This is a genomic window from Catellatospora vulcania, assembly GCF_009720385.1.
Classification (GTDB): domain Bacteria; phylum Actinomycetota; class Actinomycetes; order Mycobacteriales; family Micromonosporaceae; genus Catellatospora; species Catellatospora vulcania.
Map to the genome: position 1 here is coordinate 1 of NZ_ML769308.1, position 16,464 is coordinate 16,464.

The window sequence follows — 16,464 nt, forward strand, 5'->3', positions numbered from 1 at the left end:
GGCCGCCCCGGCCCGCCCGATGCCGGGGGCCGCCCCGGCCCGCCCGATGCCGGGCCCCGCGCCCGCCCGCCCGATGCCGGGCGCCGCATCCGCCCGCCCGATGCCGGGCGCCGTCGAACCGCCGAGCGTTCCGCAACGCCGGCGCGAGCCCGACCCGGCGGCCACGGCCGCCACCCTGACCCGGCTGTACGAGGGCGTACGGCGGGGCCAGGCCGGCGACGGCGCGACGGCGTCGGCGACGGCACCGGACGACATCAAGGGGGAGCCATGACCACAGCGACGCTCAGCAAGCCGGCCCAGGACCTCAACTGGCTGGTCGCCGGATTCGCCGACCGGGTGCCGGGGGCCCGGCACGCCGTGGTGGCGTCCTCGGACGGCCTGGTGGTCGCGGTCTCGGCGAACCTCGACCGGGCCACCGCCGACCAGCTGGCCGCGGTCACCTCCGGCCTGATCGGCATCGCCGGGTGCGTGGCGCAGCTGTCCGACGGTGACGAGGTGCGCCAGACGGTGATCGAGATGGGCCGGGGCTACTTCCTCACCATGGCGGTCCGCGACGGCTCGGTGCTGGCGGTGGTCGCCGACGCCGACGCCGACCTGGGCGTGGTCGGCTTCGAGATGGCGCGGCTGGCCAAGCAGACCGGCGAGATCCTCACCCCGGCGCTGCGGGCCGAGCTGCAGCGCGCGCTGCCGCGCTGACCGACGGCCGGGATACCGGTCTTCGGCGGCGTCCGGCTCGCCGGTCGCCGCCGCGGTGAGTCTCAGCTGTTCCGCTTGGCGAGCTCCTCCAGCTCGTCGAGCAGCTTCTGCACCGGCTCGTAGGCGTCCTTGGCGTCGTCCTCGGCGTCCGCGGCCCAGCCCTCGACCTTCTTCTGCAGGTTCTCGGCCCGCTTGCGCGCCTCGTCCCAGTCGCCCTGGAGCATCTTCGTGGAGATGTTCTTGAGCCCGTTGGTCAGCTCGGTGCGCTGCTTCGGGGTGATCACGTCGGTGTCGCGCAGCTTCTGCACGGCGTCGTTGAGGTCGGACAGCAGTTCCAGCGCCTGGAACGGGCCGCCCCGCTCGGGCGTGGGGCTGGGCTTGGGCGCCGCCGTGGTCCGGGCGGGCCGGTTCGGCGACCGGGTCGGGGTGGCGTTGGCGGGGTCCAGCGGCTCCCGCAGCGCCGACATGATCATGAGCACGCCGCTGATCAGGATGATCGCCATCACCAGCATGACGGCCAGCAGCGGCTTGCGACTGCGCTTGACCCGCACCGGGGGCGCGGACCTGGCCTTCGGTGCGGCCTGCACCCGGGTCGCGGGCGCGGGCACCCGGGCGGCGCCGGCGATCGCGCCGCCGGTGGGGGCGAGCAGCGTCGGATTCGGTCCGGCGGGCGTGGTGGCCGGCGCGGGGCCGGACACGGCCTGCACCGACATGCCGCCCAGAGCGTGGGCCAGGTCGGCGGCGCGCGGGCGGCGCGCGGGGGAGGGGTCCACCGCGGCCGCGATCAGGGCGGTGATCGCCGGGGGCACGCCGGGCAGGGCGGGCAGCGGCCGCGGCCGGGCGTGCTCGGACTCGAACTGCTCCCAGCTCTCGATGCCGTTGCGCCGCCGCCCGGTCACCATCTCGATGAGCAGCACGCCGAGGGCGTACACGTCGGCAGCCGGGTCGGCGGCCTTCTGGCGCAGCCGCTCCGGGGCCGCGTACGCCGGGGTGCCGATGATGAGCGTGCCGGTCGCGTCGGGCAGGCCGGTCATCGCGGCGATGCCGAAGTCGAGCACCTTCGCGCCGGTCGCGGTGATCATGATGTTGCCCGGTTTGACGTCGCGGTGCACCACGTCCCGCGAGTGGGCTGCGGCCAGCGCCCCGGCGACCTGCGCGCCGATCGTGGCGGCGCGCGCCCAGCCCACCGGCCCGCGGGCCATCAGCTCGGCCAGCGACTCGCCGGTGAGCAGTTCCATCACCAGGTACGGCTCGACGTGGCCGTCGGGGAAGGTGACCTCGCCGAAGTCGTGCACCGCCGTGATGTGCGGGTGGGTCAGCTGCGCGGCCGAGCGGGCCTCGCGCAGCGCGCCGGCGCGCAGGGCCGGGTCCGCGGCGGTCGGACCGGCGAGCACCTTCACCGCGACGGGGCGGCCCAGCACCAGGTCATGGGCCTGCCAGACCTCCGCCATGCCGCCGGTGCCGATGCGGCGATCCAGCAGGTAGCGGTCGTGCAGCTTCAGACCGGGGGTGAAGGCGGACATGGTGGACAACCGTACCGTGTCTCAGCCAGCGGTGACACCGAACGAGGGACACCGTGAGATCCGTCGCCCGCGGCTATATTCCTGCCTATGTCTGACACCCCCGGACCAGGGCTCGTGCCGGTGCGCCGCCGCCCGGCGGACCCGCCTGCCGACCTGCCCGTCGACGAACCACCCGCGGAGCCCGCACCGGCGGCTGCCGATGCGGTGCCGGGGCAGGCGGCGGCCGACGGCACCGGCGCGGCGTGGCGGCGCTGGCGGCCCTCGGTGGTCGCCGGGGGCACGGTCTGGGTCAGCAGCCTGCTGGCGTACTTACTGGTCACGGCGGTGGCCTGGCTGCCGACCGAGAACCTGGAGAGCAAGGCCGGCCCGGTCCCGGGCACCCTCCGCCAGCTCATCTCGTCCTGGTACCGCTGGGACTCCGAGTGGTACGTGAACATCGCGAACCTGGGGTACGCGTACGACGAGCACAGCACGGCGTTCTTCCCGCTCTACCCGATGGTCGTGCGGGCGGCCGACCGGCTGCTGCCGGGCGACACCTTCGAGGCGGCCCTCATCGTCGCGGCGCTGTGCTGCCTCGCCGCGCTGATCCTGGCGCACCGGCTGGTCACCGAGCTGTCCGGCGTCGAGGACGCCCGCCGCACCATCATCTACCTGCTGGCCTTCCCGACCGGGTTCTACCTGACGGCGGCCTACAACGAGTCGATGTTCGTGGCGCTCGCGCTGGCCTCGCTGTACTGCATGCGCCGCGGTCGGTGGTGGTGGGCGGGGATGTTCGCCGGCTACGCCGGCGCCACCCGGATGGCCGGGGTCATGCTGGGCGCCGCGTTCGTCTACGAGTACCTGCGCCAACGCGGCTTCTCCGTGCGCGGGCTGGTCGAGGCGGGCCGGGAGCGCCGCCTGTGGGGCGCGCTGCGCGCCCTGGTCGACCGCGACGCCTTCGCCGTGGTGCTGGTGCCCGCGGGACTCGCGAGCTACATGCTCTACTGCCGCCTGGCCTTCGGCGACGCGCTGCACTTCCTGGAGTCGCAGAAGTTCTGGGCCCGGGAGGGCTTCACGATGCCCTGGACGGTCGTCGGCGACGTCGTCGCGCTCGTCGACAGCAGCGAGTCGGTCTTCCATCCCGATTCGATCCGCAACATCGCCAACCTGACCACGGCACTGGCCGTGCTGTTGCTGCTGGTGCTCGCCCTGGTGGGCCCGTGGCGGCTCGGCGGCGACCACGCGTACCTGGTGATCTTCGCCGCGATTGTCGTGCTGATGCCGATGTCCAACCCGATCCGCATGCACTACCCGCTCAGCTCGCTGTGGCGGTTCGCGCTCGAGTGCACGGTGGCGTTCATGGTGCTGGCCCGGATGGGGCGCAGCCCGGCCTTCGACCGCGTCTACCTCACGTCGATGCTGGCCCTGCAGGGCGCGATGGTGGTCGTGTTCGTGCAGAAGGACTTCGTCGCCTGAGGCCGGTGTCCCACCTGGTCATCCGAAGCGCGGGGGCGTGCGGGCGATCCACCCGCGGCGTCTATAGTGCGTCGATGATCAATCCGGTGGACCTTGTCATCTTCGACTGCGACGGCGTGCTGGTGGATTCGGAGACCATCGCCATCCGCGTCGCCTCGCAGATGCTGGCCGAGCTGGGCTGGCCGCTCACCGACGACGAGATCCTGGACACCTTCGTCGGCCGCTCGGCTGCCTCGATGGTGCCGGTGATCGAGCAGAAGCTGGGCCGCCCGCTGCCGCAGTGGCCGGAGATGTTCGTCGCGCGCCAGCTCGCCGCGCACGAGGCGGGGCTGGTACCGGTGCCCGGCATCGTCGAGGCGCTCAACGCGATCACGCTGCCGACCTGCGTGGCCTCCAGCGGACGGCACGACAAGATGCGCAACACGCTCGGCATCACCGGGCTCTATCAGCGCTTCGAGGGCCGCATCTTCTCGGCCACCGAGGTCGCCAACGGCAAGCCCGCGCCGGACCTGTTCCTGCACGCCGCGAAGAGCATGGGGGCCGACCCGGCGCGCTGCGTGGTGGTCGAGGACAGCCGACCCGGTGTGCAGGCCGCGCGGGCGGCGGGCATGCGGGTGCTGGCGTACGCCGGAGGAGTGACACCGGCCGACTGGCTCGAAGGCCCGGACACGGTGGTGTTCCACGACATGCGCAAGCTTCCTGACCTGCTCGGCGTACGGTAGGGCACGGATTTCGCGGCGACGTCGGCCTTTCACGGCGGTGTCGTCCGAACGCGCGGCCCTTGTCGCGCAACGTTCATCGCGGCACGGTCTGATCTGGACATCCCGTCCCGATCGGAGGTCGACCCATGTCGCCGTTGCCCCGTCCGCGTGCCGTCGCGGCCGCCGCCGCCCTCGCGGCAGCGGCCGCGCTCACCCTCACCGCACCGCCCGCCCAGGCCGCCGCGCTCACCCCGAAGGTGCTCGTGGTCGGCATGGACGGGCTGAACTGGGCCAAGGTCGTCGATGCGAACGCGCCGACGCTCGACGCGCTGGCCGCCGGCGGCACGCTCGGCGAGAGCCTGCTCTACTGCAACCCGGTGGCGAACTCGTCCAGCGGGCCCGGCTGGTCCACCATCGCCACCGGGGTCATGCCGGACAAGCACGGCGTCAAGGACAACACGTTCAGCGGCAAGCAGTACGGCACGTACCCTGACTTCCTGACCCGGCTGGAGCAGGCCGACCCGGCGTACTCGACGCTGTCCATCCTGGACTGGGCGGTGCTGCACACCCAGGGCACGTTCGGCTCGGCGATCGACACCCGGATCACCTACAACGGCGACGCCAACGGCTACGTCGGCGAGGACGTGAAGGTCACCGACGACGCGGTGAACCACCTGCGGCACAACGACCCGGACGCGACCTTCGTCTACCTGGGCAACACCGACGTGGTGGCGCACTCGACCGGCACCGGCACGGCGTACCGCACCGCGATCGAGACGCAGGACGCCCAGCTCGACCGGATGCTCGACGCCATCGCGGCCCGGCCGACCTACCCGAGCGAGGACTGGCTGATCGTGGTCACCACCGACCACGGCCACAACAACCCGTCGGGCGGGCACGGCGGCTGTGGCCTCGACGCCGAGCGGCGCACCTGGATCCTGGCCAAGGGCACCGGTCACACCGCGGGCCTGCGCCCGATCGACACCCGGCTGTCCGACGTGGCCGGCACCGTCTTCGCGCACCTCGGCGTGACCGTCAACCCGGCCTGGAATCTCGACAGCAAGCCGCTGAACGTACGCGCCACCGACCCGTTCGACGGCCTGAACGCCACGCTGCAGGCCCGCTCGCACGAGACCGGCATCCCGGCCACGGTGAAGGGCTGGACGCACACCGCACCGGCGGGCTGGTCGGTGGACCGCTCGGCGATGCCGACCGGCGGCGTGAACGAGTGGCGTGGCTGGTCGTTCACCAATGAGGAGTTCTGGAGCCGTACCCAGTCGTCCCAGAACCGGGAGAACGGCCTGCGGCTGCGCGGGGTGTTCGCGGTGGCCGACTCCGACGAGTTCGCCGACCGCTCCGGCGGCGGGTCCTACGACTCGACGCTGGTCTCGCCCGCGTACCCGGTGACCGCCGGGACGGTGAAGACGCTGCGCTACGTCACGCACTACCTCCAGGAGGGCTCGCAGACCGCGGACGTGCTGGTCTCCTTCAACGGCGGCGCGAACCAGCTGGTCAAGCGCTACACCGCGGACGCCCGCGCCAAGGCCGAGGCGCTGACCGTCACCGTGCCCGCCGGGGCCACCTCGATGACGGTGAAGTTCCGCTACTACAACGCCGGCAACAACTGGTACTGGGTCATCGACGACCTGCGGGTCAGCTGACGGTCCAGCTGCGCCGCCCGGCCCACGAGGCCGGGCGGCGTCGTCGTTTCCCAAGGTCGATTGAGTCGTTCCTCCTGGCAGGCGCCGCGCGGGGGCGGCGTCGCCGCGGGGCGCCCGACGCCCCGCGGCAGTTTCGTGACGCCGCGCGGGGGCGGCGGAAGGTGTGCGACATGGTCGACCGCAGGCGGATTCTCCAGGCGACGGCGGCCGCGGGCGCCGCCACCGTGATCTCCCAGCGTGCCGGGTGGGCGTGGGCGGTCGGGCAGGGCCGGGCGGGCACGCTCGACCCGAGCACGATCCGCAAGTACGTGACGCCGCTGGCGGTGCCGTCGGTGATGCCGCCCGCCCACCGCGGCGAGGGCGGCGTGGCCCGCTACCTGGTCGGGGTGCGCCAGTTCCGGCAGCAGATCCTGCCGTCGAACCTGCCGCAGACCACGGTCTGGGGCTACGGCGACGTGTCCCAGCCGCGCAGCTTCCGGACCCCGTCGGACACCATCGAGGCCCGGGTGGACCGGCCGGTGCGGGTCACCTGGGTCAACGACCTGGTCGACTCCTACGGCGACTTCCGCCCGCACCTGCTGCCCGTGGACCCGACGCTGCACTGGGCGAACCCGCCGGGCGGCGACGCCGGGCGCGACTCGCGGCCCACGTTCACCTCGACCCCGGGGCCGTACCGAGGCCCGGTGCCGCTCATCACGCACCTGCACGGCGGCCACACGCACGAGGAGAGCGACGGCTACCCGGAGGCGTGGTACCTGCCGAAGGCCCGCAACATCCCGGCCGGGTACGCGACCGTGGGCACGTTCTACGACGCGTTCGGGGCGGAGTTCGAGGAGCGCAACGGGGTGGCGTGGAAGCCGGGCACGGCTACCTTCCAGTACACCAACGACCAGCGCGCCTCGACCCTGTGGTACCACGACCACACGCTCGGCGTGACGCGCGTCAACGTGTACGCCGGGCTCGCGGGCTTCTACCTGCTGCGCGGTGGCAAGAGCGATCTGCCCCCGGGCGTGCTGCCCGGCCCGGCCCCGCAGCTCGGCGACGAGCCGGGCACGCGCTACTACGAGATCCCGGTGGTGGTGCAGGACCGCTCGTTCAACGCCGACGGCTCGCTGTTCTACCCGGCCAGCCGCGCGTTCGCCGACGACGCCGGACCGTACATCCCGGAAGGGCCGTTCCCGCCGATCTGGAACCCGGAGTTCTTCGCGAACACCATCATGGTCAACGGCAACACCTGGCCGGAGCTGGAGGTCGAGCCGCGCCGCTACCGGCTGCGCTTCCTCAACGGCTGCAACGGCCGCGTGCTGATCATGAAGGTCACCACCGACCCGCTGGCCGTCCGACCCGCGCCCGTGGCCCTGCCCATCTGGCAGATCGGCAACGACGGCGGCTTCCTGCCCAAGCCGGTGCAGCTCCAGCAGCTGCTGATGGGCCCGGCCGAGCGCGCCGACGTCATCCTGGACTTCACCGGCCAGCGTGCGGGCACCGAGCTGTACCTCATCAACGAGGGCCCGGACGAGCCGTACAACGGCACCTTCAACCCGGCCGACCCGGCCACCACCGGCCAGGTCATGCGCTTCACCGTCGGGCGGCTGACCGGCAAGGACCGCAGCACGCCGCCGGAGGACCTGGACCTGCCCTGGATCAAGCCGATCGGCCAGGCGAGCAACACCCGGCGGCTCTCGCTCGACGAGGAGCTGGGCCACGAGCAGTCCATCGAGCTGCTGCTCGGCACGGTCGACGAGCACGGCCACGCGATGCCGATGCACTGGGACCACCCGATCACCGAGGACCCGAAGCTCAACGCCACCGAGATCTGGGAGCTGCACAACTTCAGCGTCGACGCCCACCCGATCCACCTGCACCTGGTGCAGTTCGAGATCCTCGGCCGGGGTGTGGACGGCAAGCAGCCGCCGGAGCCGGGCGAGCGCGGCACCAAGGACACCGTGATCGCGCTGCCGGGCGAGATCACCCGGGTGAAGGCCACGTTCGACCTGGCCGGCCGCTACGTGTGGCACTGCCACCTGCTGGAGCACGAGGACAACGAGATGATGCGGCCCTACCGGGTCGGCTGACCGGATGCCGGGGCGGCGCGATCCGCGTCGCCCCTTCGTCACAGCCAGCCGGAGCGGCGGAAGGCGCGGTACAGCCCGGCCGCCACGACGAACATCAGCGCCAGCACGCCCGCGTAGCCGTACTTCCACTGCAGCTCGGGCATGTACTCGAAGTTCATGCCGTAGACGCCGGCGATGGCGGTCTGCGCGGCGGCGATGGCGGCCCAGGCGGCGATCTTGCGCATGTCGTTGTTCTGGTCGACGGACAGCTGCGCCAGCCGCGCCTGCAGGATCGAGTTGAGCAGGTCGTCGTACGTGACGATGCGCTCCACCGTACGCAGCAGGTGGTCGTTGACGTCGCGGAAGTAGCGCCGGATCTCCTTGGGCAGCCCTTCCTTGTCGTCGATCAGCGACGCCAGCGGGTGCTGCAGCGGGGCGACCGCCCGCTTGAACTCCATCAGCTCGCGCTTGAGCTGGTAGATCTGCGCGGCCCGGTTCTGCGACTGCGGCGCGAAGACGTGGTCCTCCAGCTCGTCGATGTCGTTCTCGAACGCCACGGCCACCTCAAGGTACGAGTCGACCATGTTGTCGGCCACGGCGTGCGCCACCGCCCACGGCCCCTGGGCCAGCCGGTCGGGGCGCTTCTCCAGGTCGGCGCGCACCGGCCCGAGCGGCCCCGCGGGCCCGTGCCGCACGGTGATCACGAAGCCGTCGCCGATGAACAGCACGACGGAGCCGGTCTCCACCACGTCGCAGGTCTCGGTCAGCGTCGAGTGCTCGACGTAGCGCGTGGTGCGCAGCACGAACAGGGCCACGTCCGCGAAGTGCTCGATCTTGGGACGCTGACGGCGGGTGGTCGCCGCCTCCACGGCCAGCTCGTCCAGGCCGAACCGTTTGGCGATCGGCGCGAAATCCGCCTCGCTCGGCTCGTGCAGGCCCAGCCAGAGGAAGGAGCCGGGGGTCTGCCGCACGGTCGCCAGGCCGGAGTCGTAGTCGCACGCGCCGGGCCGGCGCCGGCCGTCGACGTACACCGCGCAGTCGACGACGGACCGGTCCGGCTCGCCGCCGCCGCTGTCGGCGTCGTCGGTGGCGGCCGTGCCCGCCGGGCGGATCCGGGAGGCGGCCTTGCGCAGAGGCGCGGTCCACGCCCAGGCGACGCCTGTCGGGTGCTGTTCGTCGCTCACGGTCACCTCCCGGGGCGATCTTAGTCGGCTAGAGGGTGCGGAACGGCTCCGCATAGGTGAACACTCCCCGCACGGCCGGGTCGTAACCGGTCAGCGGCCGGACCTGGAAATGGATCCCCCACTCGGCTCGGGGGCCGGATCAGGCGCGTACCGCGGCGCGAACGCGGCCTCGACGACCGTGCGCGGCGGATCAGCACAGCTCATCGTGCCGTACGCGACACGGGTGCGCCGACGGGCCCGTCGACCTCGGCGCTGCCGCGCACCTGGAGTTTGCGCCGGGCCCGCTCGTAGAACGTGGTGAGCCCGAGCCGCACCACCCGCGCCGCGTCGGTGAGCGCGGTGATGGGCAGCCGGTCGCCCGGCTCCACGTAGCCGTCGACGCGCCCGTCGACCTCGACCGCGAGCCGACCGCTGGTCGGCAGCACCTGCAGGGCCAGCTGCTCGTCGGCGGACAGCACCAGCGCGCGGTTGAAGCTGGAGTGGGCTGCGGCGGCCGTCACCAGCACGGCCCGCACGGTCGGCGAGACGATCGGGCCGCCGCTGGAGAACGCGTACGCCGTGGACCCGGTCGGCGTGGCCACGATGACGGCGTCGGCGGCGTAGCGCACGAACGCGTGGTCCTCGACCGTGATGGCGACCCCGGCCAGGCCGTCGCCCGGGATCCGGCACAGCGCGATGTCGTTGAACGCGGTGACCTCGTGGCCGCCGGGCAGGGTGGTGCGCACCGCCAGCCGCGACTCCACCGAGTAGTGGTGGTTGTCGATCGCGGACAGCGCCGCGGGCAGCCCGTCCACGTCGATCTCCGGCAGGAAGCCGAGCCGGCCGAGGTTGACCCCGAGCACCGGGGTGGTCCGGCCCGCGCCCAGGCGCATGGTGCGCAGCATCGTCCCGTCGCCGCCGAGGCTCACCAGCAGGCTGGACCGCTCGGCCAGCTCCGTCGCCTCGACCGGGATCGCCCCGCAGTCGATGCGGCCCACCTCGTCGGGCAGGCCGAGCACGGTGACGTCGCGGCGGCGGGCCCAATCCATGATGGTGTCGATCGCGGGCACGGAGTCGCGCTGCGGATGCAGCACCAGACCCACCGTGCGTACCAGGCCCACGCTGCCACTCTACGGCCCCGTGCGCGCCCTCCAGGGCGCTATCGCCAGCGCGGCACGCACCAGTGGCACGGCGACCAGCACCGGCAGCACCGGCCCCCACGCGGGCAGATCCGGCAGCGTCAACCAGCCCAGCCACCCCGCACACAGCACCCCGGCGGCCACCACCCTGACCTGCCTCGCCGACCGGTAGGCCGTGTACGCCCCGAACGCCAACGGCAGCACGGCCAGCACCGAGGCCAACCCGGCGGTCCTGGTCAGCTCGGTCCACCCGCCCAGGGTCCAATCGTTGCTGTAGACCCCCACCGCGTACGCCGCGGCCGGCGTCCCCACCGCGACCAGCGCCCCGAACCGGAGCGACCGCGCCTTTCCCGGGGCCTGCGCCGACCCGAGCAGCGCCGCCGCGACGCCGCACACCGCGACGGTCGACAGCCCATGCGCCGTCACCGCCCCGATGCCCACCACGAACCCCGCCAACCCCACCCCGAACCCCGCCAACCCCGCCGCCGCCCAAGATCCAGACGATCTTGCGTGAACCGTTGCCGATCCGTCCGAAGAGTGCGTGTCGTACCCACCGCTCACGCAAGATCGACGTGATCTTGGGTGGTGGAGGCGGGCCATGGTGAGGAGGACCAGGGTGGTGCCGAGGAGGACCTGGGCGAGGCGGCCGAAGGGAGGGAGGTCGGTGGTGCGCCAGGTGTCGGTGTCCAGGGGGCCGAGCCAGGCGCCGGGTAGGCCGATGAGGAGGGTGGCCCAGAGCCAGGGGCGGGGCGGGGCGCCGCGGCGTACGGCGGACAGGGCGAGCACGGCGAGTGCGCCGACGGCGGCGGCTACGACCATGCCGAGCTGTGCGAACGCGGGCTGGTAGTAGCCGGTCAGCGGGTCGGGCCAAGCGCGGGAGACGAGGTCCGCGCCGCAGGCGACGGCTACCGCGCCGAGCGCGGGGGTGGTCCGGCGCTCCAGGTCGCGGTGGGCGGGGGCGGTGCCGGTGAGCGCGATCAGCCCGAACACGGTCAGCGTCATCAGCACCCACAGCGGCGGCCGCGCGTACGTCGTGAGCGGCGCGACCGCGGGCAGCGCGAGCGTGACGGCCAGCGCCGCGGCCAGCGCGGGCCGGAGCCGGCGGGTGGGGCCCAGCAGCGCCACGGCGCAGGCCAGCAGCCAGGCGGCGTACGCGACCGGGCCGAGCGTGGGCGGCCCGAGCGGTTCGACGCGCCACCACAGGAACGCGCCGGCGCCGCCGAGCAGCGCCAGCGCCACCGGGGCCGCGTGGGCGAGCCCGTCGTCGAGCCCGTCGACGCGTGCCACGCCGAGCCGGCAGCGCAGCCCGCCCTCGATCAGGTCGGCGGCTTCGGCGGGGGTGGGTCGCCGCCGTCCGGGCGGAGCGAGGTCGAGCAGCGTGGAGACGATCTCGTCACCGCGGCTGTCGCGATAGGACTTCGGATACCACCGCAGCAGCCGCCGGTATCGGCGCTCCAGTGTGGTCATGCGGACGCCGGGGCGGATCCGCCCGCCCGGCGGCGCAGCCGTGCCGCAGCCGCCTTGGCGTTGCCGGTCATCCGCTGAATCTCGACGGCGAGCAGTTCGGCGCCCGGGTCGGTGAGGCGGTAGTAGCGGCGCAGCCGCCCCTCGACGACCTCCTCGCCCTCCTGCACGACCAGGCCCTGCTCGCTGAGCCGGTCCAGCGCGCCGTAGAGCGTGCCGGGGCGCAGTGACACCCGGCCGCCGGAGAGCGCCTGCACCTCCTGGATCACCCCGTAACCGTGCATCGGCCCCTCGGCCAGCGCGGAGAGGATCAGAAAGGTCGGTTCCTGCAGTGGTGCGCTCACCGCCTGATAGTACGAGGAACGATATATACCGTCAACCGCTGGACAGCGCGTCGTGTCGCGGACTACGGTCGCCGCTATATAACGGCTGACTGTATATTGGAGGCGATCGTGCTGGTCCTGATCGGAGGCCTCGCCGGAGCGCTCGCGCTGCCGCTCACCGGGGTCGGCCTCGGCTGGGTCGTGGTGGCGGCGACGCTGCTGGCGGTGGTGGTGGCAGCCCGCCGGCGGGCGCGGCCCGGCGCGATCGGCGTGGGAGTGCTCGCCGTGCTGCTCGCGGGTGCGGGGGCGGTGCGGGCGGCGGGCTGGCTGCTGGTGCTCTGCCTGGCGGCGGCGCTGCTGCTGGCGTCACTCGCCGCCGGTGGCGGGCTCGGCTGGCCGCAGCTGCTGCGGTCCCCGCTCGTGCTGCCCGCGGCCGCCAGGGACAGCCTGCTCACCGAGCTGGGTGCACGGCGCGACGGAGGTGAGCGCGGTGCGGACGGGGGACCGCGCCTGCCCCGGCCCGCCGTGCTCGGCTGGGCGGTGGCGCTGGTCGCCGTGGCGGTCTTCGGCACGCTGCTGGCGGCGGCGGACGGCATCTTCGCCGACGTGCTCCGCGATCTGCTGCCGGGTCCGGGCGAGCTGGGCCGGGCAGCCGCCGGTTTCGTCGTGACGGCGCTGCTGGCGGCCGCTCTCGTGCACCGCACCCGCACCTCCGGGGCCACCGCTCACCCGCCTGTGGAGCCCGGCGCGCCCGCCGTCCCGGCCGGGGAGCCCGCTGCCACCGTGGCGCGGACGCGGCGGATGCTGCTGCCGGGGGAGTGGGTGCCGACCGTCGCGCTGCTCGACGCGCTGTTCGGGATCTTCGTGGTGGTGCAGGTGACGACCTGGTTCCGGGGCCACGAGTACGTGCTCGACCCGGCCGGGCCGACGTACGCCGAGTACGCCCGGGGCGGGTTCGGGCAGCTGCTCGCCGTCGCCCTGCTGACGCTCGGGGTGGCCGGGGTGGTCGCGGCGCGCGCCGCCCGGGACACCGCGCGCCGCCGGTTGCTGCTGCGCGCGCTCGGCGGTGCGCTGTGCCTGTTCGCGCTGGTCGTGGTGGCGTCGGCGGTGACCCGGATGGCGCTGTACGTGCAGGCGTACGGCTTCACCCGGCCCCGGCTGCTGGCCGACGCCATGGTGCTGTGGCTCGGCCTGCTCTTCGTGGCGATCCTCGTGGCCGGGGTGCGGCTGCGCTCGCGCCTGCTCCCGCAGGTCGTCGTCGGCTCGGCGGTGCTGGTCCTGTGCGGGCTGGTCGCCGTCAACCCGGACGCGCTGGTCGCCCGCACCGTCATCGACCGGTACGAGCACGACGGGCACCTCGACGCGGCATATCTGGCGGTGCTGTCCGCGGACGCCGCCGTGGAGCTGGACCGGCTGCCGGAGCCGCACCGCAGCTGCGCCCTCGTCCACCTCGCCGACGAGCTGCGCGAGCCCGACCCCTGGTACGCCGTCAACCTGGGCCGGGCGCGGGCCCGCGCGCTGCTGGCCGAGCGCCCCCCGCTGGCGTCTTCCCTGCTGCTGTGCCCAGCCGCCCCGTACGACGGGACCGACGACGGGCAGCGCGGCGGCTGACCGGGTTCAGCGGTTGCGCGGCTGCAGCCGGCGGGTCGGCTCGGCCGTCGTCGGATCCTCCGGCCACGGGTGGCGCGGGTAGCGCCCGCGCAGCTCCGCGCGGACCTGCGGGTATCCGTTGCGCCAGAACGAGACCAGGTCCCCGGTGACCGCGGCGGGCCGCCCGGCGGGGGAGAGCAGGTGCAGCACCACCGGCACCCGCCCGCCGGCCAGCCGCGGCGTCTGCGTCCAGCCGAACGCCTCCTGCACCTTCACCGCCAGCACCGGGGCGGCCGGATCGGCGTAGTCGATGCGGACCCGCGACCCGCTGGGCACCTCCAACCGCTCCGGGGCGAGCTGGTCCAGCTGCGCCGCCTGCGCCCAGGGCAGCAGGGCGCGCAGAGCCGCGGCGACGTCGACGCGCTGCAGGTCGGCGCGGCGGCGTGCGTTGTGCAGCGCCCCGCCCAGCCACTGCCCGGCATCGGCCAGCAGGGATTCGTCGTCGACCGGCGGCCACGGATCGCCCAGCGCGTGGGCCAGGAACGCCATCCGCTCGCGCAGCGCGTCCGCCTCCGGGGTCCAGCGCAGCAGCCGCAGCCCTTCCCGGCGCAGCCCTTCGGCGAGCGCCTGCGCCACCAGTTCCCGGTCGGGGCGGTCGAGCGGACGCTCCGTCAGCACGATCGCGCCCAGCCGGGTCACCTGCCGGGCCACCACGTCGCCATCGGACCAGGCGATCTCCGGACCGGTCGCCAGCAGCGGGGCCGCGGCCAGCCGCGCGGTCGGCTCGTCGGTCGCGGCGGCCAGCCGGATCCGGGCCGAGCTGCTGCCCGGCTGCCGGTCCGCGGCGGCCACGGCCAGCCAGGACACCCCGGTCAGCGGGGAACCCGGCGGCAGCTCGGCGGCGGTGCCCCCGGCCATCAGGTACGCCCGGCTGCCCGCGCCCCGGACCCGCGCCACCCGCTCCGGGTAGGCGAGCCCCACGACCAGGGCGGCGGCCAGGTCATCGGTCAGCCGCCCCGAGCCGTCCCGCGCACGCGTGCCCGCTGCGGGATCGGCCCGGCCCGTGTCATCGGCTCTGCCTCGGATCTCGCCGGACGAGGCGGCGGAGCCACCGGTGCGCAGGTTGCCGGTCAGGCGGCGGACCTCGGTGCGCCAGGTGGCGCTCGCGGCCGCGTCGGCGCCGTCGCGCAGCCGTCGCCAGGCCGCGGCCAGGTCGTCGGTCCCGATCGGAACATCCGAGCCGAGCAGGGCGACGACCTCGGCGGCGCGGTGCGGGCCGAGTTCACCGGCCGCGTCGAGGAGGGCGCGGGCCAGGCGCGGGTGCGCGCCGACCCCCGCGATGGCCCGGCCGCGCCCGGTGACCCGCCCGTCGGCGTCGAGCGCGCCCAGCGCGGTCAGCGTCTCGCGGGCCACCTGCGCGGCGGCGGGCGGCGGCTGGTCGAGCAGGGCCAGGCCCGCGCCGTCCGCACTGGACCAGCAGGCCAGCTGCAACACGAACGCGGTCAGGTCGGCCGAGGCGATCTCCGGGTCGGGGTGCTCGGGCAGCCGGTCGTGCTCGGCCTGCGACCAGCAGCGGTAGACCACACCGGGGCCTTCGCGCCCGGCGCGCCCGGCCCGCTGGTGCGCGGACGCCCGTGAGGCCCGCACGGTGACCAGCGAGCCCAGCCCGCGGCCGAGGTCGGTACGCGGCACCCGGGCCAGCCCGGCGTCCACGACGACGCGTACGCCCGGGACGGTCAGGCTGCTCTCGGCGACCGCGGTGGCCAGCACCACGCGCCGGCGCGGTCCCGGCCGCAGCGCGGCGTCCTGGGTGCCCGCGGCCTGGCGGCCGTGCAGGGTGAGCAGGTCCACCTCGGCGCGCAGACCGGCCAGCCGCCCGGCGACGCCCTCGATCTCGCCCGCGCCCGGCAGGAACACCAGCAGGTCGCCGGCGGCCTCGCGCAGCGCCGCCCGGATCACGGCGGCGACGTGGTCGAGCAGCCGCGGGTCGACGCGCAGCCCGTAGGGCGCGTTCACCGGGCCGGTCGGCGGACGCCAGCGCACCTCGATCGGGTACGGCGTGCCGGACGCGGTGACGACCGGAGTGCCCGCGCCCAGCGCCGCGGAGAGCCGTTCGGCCTGCGCGGTGGCGGACGCGGCGACCAGCAGCAGATCGGGGCGCAGCGCGGCGCGCACGTCGGTGGTGAAGGCCAGCGCCAGGTCGGAGTCGAGCTGGCGCTCGTGCACCTCGTCGAGCAGGATCGCGCCGACCCCGGCCAGCTCCGGATCGTGTTGCAGCCGCTGCACCAGCAGGCCGGTGGTGACCACCTCGACCCGGGTGGCGGCGCTGGTGCGGCTGTCGCCGCGCACGCTGTACCCGACGGGCCCGCCCAGCGGCGTGCCGGTCAGCTCGGCCATCCGGCGGGCCGCGGCGCGGGCGGCGACCCGGCGGGGCTCGGCGACGATCACCCGGCCGGTGACCTCGCCCGCCAGCGCCAGCGGGGCGAGCGTGGTCTTGCCCGAGCCCGGCGGCGCGACCAGCACGGCCGCGCCGTGCCCGGCGAGCGCCGCCAGCAGCGCGGGCAGCGCCTGCCGCACCGGGAGGTCGGTTCCAGCCACGTCAGCAAGCACCCGCCCAGTCTGCCGGACGGCGCTTGTCGACAACCCCGGCGGTGCTGCAACCTGGCAGCGGCCCGCCCCGTGTTCCAGAGGTGAC

The 16,464-nt window shown here is 74.2% G+C and carries 12 protein-coding genes and 1 pseudogene; 7 read left to right on the forward strand and 6 right to left on the reverse strand.

Going from position 1 to position 16,464, the window contains the following annotated elements; all coding sequences use genetic code 11:
- Both F6W97_RS40130 and F6W97_RS15895 read left to right on the forward strand, forming a co-directional pair.
- Nucleotides 1-271: pseudogene (locus F6W97_RS40130) on the forward strand (hypothetical protein); the annotation flags it as partial.
- A complete protein-coding gene (locus tag F6W97_RS15895) occupies nucleotides 268-696 on the forward strand; it encodes a roadblock/LC7 domain-containing protein (protein ID WP_155371119.1) in 429 nt (142 codons plus the stop codon). The pseudogene F6W97_RS40130 and the gene F6W97_RS15895, both read left to right, overlap by 4 nt.
- Before the next feature lie 62 nt (nucleotides 697-758).
- On the opposite strand, the gene F6W97_RS15900 is transcribed toward F6W97_RS15895, so the two are convergent.
- The gene (locus F6W97_RS15900) at nucleotides 759-2,219 is read right to left on the reverse strand and encodes a serine/threonine-protein kinase (RefSeq protein ID WP_155371120.1); all 1,461 of its coding nucleotides are present in this window, start codon (nucleotides 2,217-2,219) and stop codon (nucleotides 759-761) included.
- Between the two features lie 87 nt (nucleotides 2,220-2,306).
- Here F6W97_RS15900 and F6W97_RS15905 point away from each other — a divergent pair, with 87 nt between their 5' ends.
- The 4 genes from F6W97_RS15905 (at nucleotide 2,307) to F6W97_RS15920 (ending at nucleotide 8,111) form a co-directional block, all read left to right on the forward strand.
- The gene (locus F6W97_RS15905; RefSeq protein WP_155371121.1) at nucleotides 2,307-3,674 is read left to right on the forward strand and encodes a mannosyltransferase family protein; all 1,368 of its coding nucleotides are present in this window, start codon (nucleotides 2,307-2,309) and stop codon (nucleotides 3,672-3,674) included.
- A gap of 74 nt (nucleotides 3,675-3,748) precedes the next feature.
- On the forward strand, nucleotides 3,749-4,396 hold the full coding sequence (locus F6W97_RS15910) for an HAD family hydrolase (protein ID WP_155371122.1): 648 nt from the start codon (nucleotides 3,749-3,751) through the stop codon (nucleotides 4,394-4,396).
- Between the two features lie 125 nt (nucleotides 4,397-4,521).
- Nucleotides 4,522-6,036, forward strand: coding sequence for an alkaline phosphatase family protein (locus F6W97_RS15915; RefSeq protein ID WP_155371123.1), 1,515 nt, complete (start codon nucleotides 4,522-4,524; stop codon nucleotides 6,034-6,036).
- A 170-nt stretch (nucleotides 6,037-6,206) separates the two neighbouring features.
- Complete coding sequence (locus F6W97_RS15920; protein WP_155371124.1) at nucleotides 6,207-8,111, forward strand: multicopper oxidase family protein; 1,905 nt, start codon at nucleotides 6,207-6,209, stop codon at nucleotides 8,109-8,111.
- 38 nt (nucleotides 8,112-8,149) lie between these two features.
- On the opposite strand, the gene F6W97_RS15925 is transcribed toward F6W97_RS15920, so the two are convergent.
- From F6W97_RS15925 to F6W97_RS15940, 4 genes are all read right to left on the reverse strand, one after another.
- Nucleotides 8,150-9,274, reverse strand: coding sequence for a magnesium and cobalt transport protein CorA (locus F6W97_RS15925; protein WP_230686716.1), 1,125 nt, complete (start codon nucleotides 9,272-9,274; stop codon nucleotides 8,150-8,152).
- A gap of 200 nt (nucleotides 9,275-9,474) precedes the next feature.
- Nucleotides 9,475-10,374, reverse strand: a complete 900-nt coding sequence (locus tag F6W97_RS15930; RefSeq protein WP_230686717.1) for an NAD(+)/NADH kinase — start codon at nucleotides 10,372-10,374, stop codon at nucleotides 9,475-9,477.
- A gap of 9 nt (nucleotides 10,375-10,383) precedes the next feature.
- Nucleotides 10,384-11,859 carry a hypothetical protein gene (locus F6W97_RS15935; protein WP_155371126.1) on the reverse strand — a complete coding sequence of 492 codons (1,476 nt, stop codon included), beginning with the start codon at nucleotides 11,857-11,859 and terminating at the stop codon, nucleotides 10,384-10,386.
- Complete coding sequence (locus tag F6W97_RS15940) at nucleotides 11,856-12,200, reverse strand: PadR family transcriptional regulator (protein ID WP_155371127.1); 345 nt, start codon at nucleotides 12,198-12,200, stop codon at nucleotides 11,856-11,858. The genes F6W97_RS15935 and F6W97_RS15940 overlap by 4 nt, the downstream gene beginning before the upstream one ends.
- Before the next feature lie 108 nt (nucleotides 12,201-12,308).
- Here F6W97_RS15940 and F6W97_RS15945 point away from each other — a divergent pair, with 108 nt between their 5' ends.
- Nucleotides 12,309-13,790 carry a DUF4153 domain-containing protein gene (locus F6W97_RS15945; RefSeq protein WP_155371128.1) on the forward strand — a complete coding sequence of 494 codons (1,482 nt, stop codon included), beginning with the start codon at nucleotides 12,309-12,311 and terminating at the stop codon, nucleotides 13,788-13,790.
- A gap of 6 nt (nucleotides 13,791-13,796) precedes the next feature.
- On the opposite strand, the gene hrpB is transcribed toward F6W97_RS15945, so the two are convergent.
- A complete protein-coding gene (hrpB, locus tag F6W97_RS15950; RefSeq protein ID WP_155371129.1) occupies nucleotides 13,797-16,379 on the reverse strand; it encodes an ATP-dependent helicase HrpB in 2,583 nt (860 codons plus the stop codon).
- Nucleotides 16,380-16,464 lie beyond the last annotated feature (85 nt).